Here is a 6,199-nt window from a genome sequence, read left to right as displayed (position 1 = left end):
TGCGGCGGGCGCTGCCGCCGGAGCAGCCGTGCTGGGCGGTGCCGCTGCGGCGGTCGGCGCGGTAGCCGGTGGCACGGTGGGGGCGGGGTTCGGTGCGGGCGTGGGGGTCGGGCAACCATGACTCGCACGACGAACAACCGTAGGCGTGTATACCTGGCCATCGCGGTGGCTAGCGCACTCGGCACCGCTGGCGCGATGAGCGCGATGACCCCGAGCGCTTCGGCAGCGCCGACCAATGGATGCCCGGCTCTGCATCTTCTCGGAGTACAAGGCACCGGAGAGTCCTCCCCGGGCGCGTCGCCGACCGCCGATACCGGGATGCTCGGATTTCTGCTCGGCCCGGTGGTGGCCGCTGTGCCGGATCTGGTGGCGCGCACCTACATTGCGTACCCGGCTGGGTTCGGGGGCGCTGTGGGTACCGGTGGCGGCACCGACTCCTACGCGGTGTCGGTGGGCGAGGGCTTGGCCGCACTCACCGCTACCGCTGACCAGATCGCCACCAGCTGCCCCGGCACCGCCCTGGCGGTGGTCGGGTTCTCCCAGGGCGCGCAGGTGGTCTCGGAATTCGCGCGCGTCGTCGGCGCGGGCGGGGGACCCGTCGCACCCGAGCGGGTGGCGGGTGTCGCCCTGTACTCCGATCCCGATCGCAGCGCGGACTCGCCCGTCATCCCGGGCCGCCCCGGCCAACTCACTCCCGACCCCGCCCCGGGCACCGCCGGGGCGGCGGTATCGGGGGTGGTGATCGCCACCGCGCCGACCTCTGGTGGCGGCATCGCTGCGGGTGAGGGTGTCGACTACGGTGCGCTGACCGGCCGGGTAGCCCAGTTCTGCGTTGAGGGTGACCTGAGTTGCGCGGCACCCGAACACGCCGCGTTGTTGCGGATTGCCGCCGAGATCGCCGCCCAGGCCGACCTGCGTGATCCCCTAGCAGCGCTCGGCTCGATCCATGCGCTGATGTCAGGTGTGCTCGGTGACGCCTGGAGCACCGTGGTGAACCGCGACTTTCGTGTGGGTCCCGGGTTCGTCGATTACGCGCCCGCGGCGAGTCTGGCCCAGCGGCTCACCGACGCCGCCGATCCCCGCACCCCGCCTGTGAGCCCGCAGGAGGGGGCCGCTGCGACGGCTCGGTGGGGACAGATCACCGGGGTCGTGGCCGCCGACCCGTTCGGGCAGCTACCGAAACTGGCCGGGCAGCTCTCGACGGCGTGGGGGCAGTTGGTCGCCGATAACGCCGACCTGACGAATCCGGCTGTGTGGCTTCGCTACGCCGACATCCATGGCCGCCACACCGGTTACGCCACCACCGGCCAACTCGCCAGCGGGGTCGCGTGGATGACCGCCCTGGCCCACGACCTCGCCGGGAGCCACCAGTGAACATCACCGAGTTCTATCAAACCCCGATCCTGCGCGAGGGCCTGCGTCCTGGGGAACTCGTGCGCACGCGTCCGGTCTTCACCGCCCAACTCGCCGGGGCGGCCGGAGCATGGCAGATCGTCTATGTCTCCACCGATTCGCACTCCCAACGGATCCCGGCCTCGGCGATCGTGCTGATCCCCGAGCAGGTCGCCGAGCCCGGTGCGACCGCGATCCTGTTGTACTGCCCGCCCTTTCGCGGACTGGGCGGGGTGTGCGCGCCCTCGCAACTGTTGGCGATCGGCACCGAACCCGACACCGCCGCGATCGAGGCTGCCTTGCAGCGCGGGTGGGTGGTGGCCGTCCCCGATGGCCGAGGACTCGGTGTCGGCACCGGACCGCACACCTTCCTCGCTGCCCGCGCCGGTGCCAAGCTCGTGCTCGACCTCGCGCGGGCCGTGTATCGGGGCGCGAATCTCGATCTGCCGGTGGCTCCGGTGGTGGCCTGGGGATACGCAGACGGCGGGCGGGTCGTCGCCGCTGCGGGGGAACTACAGCCGTGGTGTGCGCCCGAGGTGGACCTACGCGGTATCGCCGCCGGAGCCGTCGCCTCGGACCTGGCGGCGTTGGTACCGGTGATCAGCCGAGGTCCGGGCGCGGGGCTGGGACTGGCCGGGCTGATCGGGCTCGCACGCGCCTACGACCAGCTCCCGTTACGTCACGTGTTGAACGAGTACGGATTGGCAGCCGCCGCCGAGGCACAGCACCTCACCGCTAGCGAACTGCTGCAACAGTTCCCGCAGCCGCTGGCGCACTGGTCTCGACACCCCGACCCCTGGAACGATCCCTGGTGGCGGCGGGTGCTCGCGCTCGAGACCCTCGCCCACACCAAGGCCGCGATGCCGCTGCACCTCTATCACGGCGAGCGCGACACCGTCGTGCCCGTGCGTGCCGGTCGGCAAACACTGATCGCCTACCGGCAACGCGGCACGATCGTGTCCTGGCGCGAGTACGAGGCCGATCACCGCGCTACCGCGGACCTCGCGCTCGGTGATGTCCTCGCCCGCCTCGGCGAGGACATCACGACTCGGCCGGCGCCAACCCACCCCAGCCAAGCCGAGAACGAGCACACCGAGCACACCAGCCACCCATGACCCCTCCGGGGAAACCTGCCCGCACCCCGCAACCCCCCTCCCGGGGTGCGGGCAGGCCCGGGAGAAACAACCGATCCGAAATCGACTGTCTAGGAGGCGAGAGGAATGAGGTCCCGCGACACACCCGATGACAAAGACCCCTTCTCCTGGCTGCAAGAGCCACGCTCCACACCGCAGCTGCACATCATCCCCGGACCCGGTCCCGGCGACGAGCTCGAAGCGCCCGAATCCCCGCCACGAGAAGGCCGCTGGCTGGTCGCGCTGCCCGACACCTCCGACACCGCCGACACCGGCGTCTACCCCCCATGGTGGGCCGCGTTGCGGCACCGGTTGCCGGGCGGGGCCTGGGCCGCGCTGGCGGTCACCGTCGCCGCCATCCTGACCGGTGCGGTAGTGGTAGCGGCCATTGACTCCGGTGAGACAGGAGAGGCGGTCGGTGCTACGGCGGCACCGCCGAGCGCGACCTCCACCGCCGAAGGCGCGTGCACTGGGCTGTCAGGCACCGTGGTCACCGACCGTGACGGTGACACCACGACCGTGGCCGGGCTGATCGCCTCCTTCCAAGCCGCCTACTACATCCACCGCAGCGCCGAGGCGGCGCTGCGGCTGCTCGCACCGGAGTCCGGGATCGCCGCCGAAGGACTCGCCGCGGGCATCGCATCCATTCCCTTAGGCACCACGCACTGCGTATCGATCACACCGATCTCGGCGAGCACCGCGAATGTCCACGTCAGCGAGGTACACCCCGACCGCACGCGCACCGACTACCTCCAACTCGTCAACACCCGCCCCGGCGAGGCCGGTGCCCTGCTCATCAGCAACATCCAGGAACAGGGATGACCAATAGCCACCAACGTGGCACCACCAACCTCGCCCCGGCACTCACCGACTCGCAAACGCCGATAATGATCGCGGTAGCCGGTATCGGGCCGCGCGTCGGAACCACCACAACCACCCTGGCCCTGGCCCAAATGTGGCCGGGTCCAGAGCCCTCGCTGGTAGTGGAAGCCGACCCCGCAGGCGGGCAGCTCGCCGAAATGAGCGGCGCTGACCCGTATCTGGGTCTGGCGAGCCTGGCCCGCACGATCACCGCCGAGGAACCGGTCGAGCCCGACCGGCTCGCCGATCACGTGCAATTCCTGCCCGGTGGCGTGGCGTTGCTGGCAGCGCCACCAGGCCGCGATGCCGCCACGGTCCCGGCCACATCACTGCTGCTCGGTGCTCACGCGAGCTGGCGCTCGCTGGGCGTAACGGTGTTCGCCGATTGCGGTGCCCCCGAGCCGAATTCGGATCTGACCCCGGTCCTGGCCGCCGCCGACGCCTGCCTGGTCGTCGTCGCGGCCGGGCGCAGCGACCCGGAACTGGTGGCCCGCCGCATCCACACACTGACCCAGCACAGCCGCAGACGCGGCGTCGTCCTCATCGGCGCGACCGCGCGTAGCGAGTTCGCCGCGGCGCTAGCCCTACCACTGCTGGGCACCCTTCCCCGCGCCCGCGCGAGCGCCGAGGCACTGCTGGCTGGCTCGCCAAGCCCGCGCCGCCGCCCGCACCTGCTCCCGGCCGCACGCCTCATCGCGGCGGCCGTGCTCCACCAGCTCCGCCCGCCCACCCACACCACGAGTCCGGGACAACCGCCCACACGACCCTCGGCCCGCCATCATCGCCGGACCCGCCACCAGCTCAGCACGCCCACGATCTACCGCCTCGACCACACGCCAGCGGTCTCACCCAGCCCGCCCACACCCCCGACTCCGGTAATGAAGCCTCCCAGCCCCGTCACGGTGCCACCCGGACCCGAGCCTGCCCTCGCCGACCCGGGCGAGGATGCCGGCCCGCACGTCGAGGGCGAGCTCGCGCGGCCCCCCGAGCCCGCGGACCTCGCGCTCACCGACCCGCCCCAGCAGGGCACACCCGCCCTGACCGTACGGGTCTTCGGGCCGACCCGGATTCTGTGGCGCGCACCCGAAACCGTGGAGAGCGTGGATATCACGACTCGGTTGCAGCCCCGCAGCCGCGAGGTTCTGGCCGTACTGGCCTTGCACCCGCACGGGGTGAGCCGATCGAGGGTGATCGACATGGTCTGGGGTGAACGTCCACCGGAACGAGCCACCGGCGCACTCACCAACACCTTGAGCCGACTGCGCACCGCCGTCGCCGCCGCCACCGGCGGCCAGATCACCGAACTGCTCACCGACGACCGACTGCACTACCGCCTGTCCGAGGCAACGATCACCGTCGACTACTGGGACTTCAACGCCGCCGTGGCCGCGCGCCGACGCGCCAGCAGCGACGCCGACCAAGCCCACGCGTGCCGACTGATCGCCGATCTCGCGACCGCCGAACTGGCCCCCGACCTCACCGGCACCTGGGCCGAACCGCTGCGCGAGTCCGCGCGCCGCGACGCTCTCAACGCGATGAGCTGGCTGGCCACCCGCAACTCCGAAAACGACCCCCGCGCCACTCTAGGTCTGCTCGAGACAACCGCCGAGGCCGACCCTTACAACGAAACTGTGTGGCAAGACATTCTCCGTCTGCACGCCCGCCTCGGCGAATACGCAGCCCTCGACCGGACCTACTCACTCCTGGCCCGCAAACTCGCCGAAGTCGGCCACGCCCCGAGTCAGGAGACACGCCATCTCCTGGAACAGCTCCGACGTTCCGAGAGATAGAGCCACATTCGGCAGCCCCCGCGCCCGATGCAGTCGGACAAGAGGAAATAAGCAATCGGCAAATTGCGGCACTATGGGCGAATTAAGTATGCTGATAACCTATTCGATAGCACTGGATGGCACCATCCGAAATCGTTCAGTGTGGCATCAATGCATCCTCGAATAACGCCGGTATCGGGTGAATTCGCGGCGGTTCCGGGCGGGTCGATGATCCGCGTTCCTTGCGTAGGCAATGGGTGTGGCATTCGGGAGGGTCTTGCGTGGGGTGCCGCGTGGGACGGTCAAGACGCCGCACCTGGGCGCGTCATATCGCCAGCTCAGGGCGCATATCTCCGGCGGGGTGTCATCCAGGATTGTCTATACACAAAGCCGTATAGACATGCCTCACCGGCACCACACTGCCCTCCTCTCGCTATCGCCCCGCTGATCCTGTTGTTTCTTCGCGCCCTTCCCGTGTTCGTCTTTCCTCTTTTCATTCGTATCCCTCCCTTTCCTTTGTCTTCGATTCGCTTGCCGTCCCGTGGTCTCGATCGGACAATGGTGTGCGCATTTCATTTCATTCTTGCTTTGTCGAGTTTCGGGGACTCGGGAGAAATTTCCGGAATTCCGCGCTTTTGGGATTGCGGGCTCGTTGGCAGTCGAGCTAGCGTCGTTCCGTTCCCGGAATTCGACGGGAAATCGCAGAAATCCCATTGGCGGCCTCGCCACACGTATGTCACTATCCCCCGTGGCGGCGCGTTCATTGGGTCTGAAATTCAGGAGATGAAATGGCGAAGAAGGCTACCCCGGCACCCGTGCCCGCTGGACGTTTGCAAAATGGTGAATTGCGGCGCATGGTGGCCGCTGAACTAGCAGACAACCCGGGCCGCGACCTTTCCCCCCGCGAAATCGCGAAAACCCTCGTACGTTCTTCCGGTGCTGTCGGCAACGCGCTCGAGGCACTGACAACCGCCGGGCACGCCGACCGCACTTGCGCCGCACCACGGCGCTACCGCGCCAATGCCAACACCGCCGCCGCTGCCG

4 protein-coding genes and 1 pseudogene are annotated in these 6,199 nt (G+C 69.1%); all 5 read left to right on the top strand.

Translation table 11 applies throughout. The features are described from left to right. Positions 1–117: 117 nt before the first annotated feature. On the top strand, positions 118–1,374 hold the full coding sequence (locus NN4_RS44095; RefSeq protein WP_246181444.1) for a cutinase family protein: 1,257 nt from the start codon (positions 118–120) through the stop codon (positions 1,372–1,374). Beyond that, positions 1,371–2,507 carry a lipase family protein gene (locus tag NN4_RS44090; protein ID WP_186818928.1) on the top strand — a complete coding sequence of 379 codons (1,137 nt, stop codon included), beginning with the start codon at positions 1,371–1,373 and terminating at the stop codon, positions 2,505–2,507. The genes NN4_RS44095 and NN4_RS44090 overlap by 4 nt, the downstream gene beginning before the upstream one ends. Before the next feature lie 105 nt (positions 2,508–2,612). Then, positions 2,613–3,347: a DUF8176 domain-containing protein gene (locus NN4_RS44085; RefSeq protein ID WP_147144332.1), complete on the top strand. Its 735-nt coding sequence runs from the start codon at positions 2,613–2,615 to the stop codon at positions 3,345–3,347. Then, complete coding sequence (locus tag NN4_RS44080) at positions 3,344–5,176, top strand: BTAD domain-containing putative transcriptional regulator (protein ID WP_147144330.1); 1,833 nt, start codon at positions 3,344–3,346, stop codon at positions 5,174–5,176. Before NN4_RS44085 ends, NN4_RS44080 begins: the two co-directional genes overlap by 4 nt. Positions 5,177–5,943: 767 nt before the next feature. Beyond that, a pseudogene (locus NN4_RS44075) lies at positions 5,944–6,199 on the top strand (MarR family transcriptional regulator); the annotation flags it as partial.

The sequence above is a fragment of the Nocardia ninae NBRC 108245 genome (assembly GCF_007990755.1).
In the GTDB taxonomy this organism is placed as follows: Bacteria; Actinomycetota; Actinomycetes; order Mycobacteriales; family Mycobacteriaceae; genus Nocardia; species Nocardia ninae.
The sequence above is the reverse complement of the archived record's forward strand: the minus strand, read 5'-3'. Positions and strand labels throughout refer to the sequence as shown.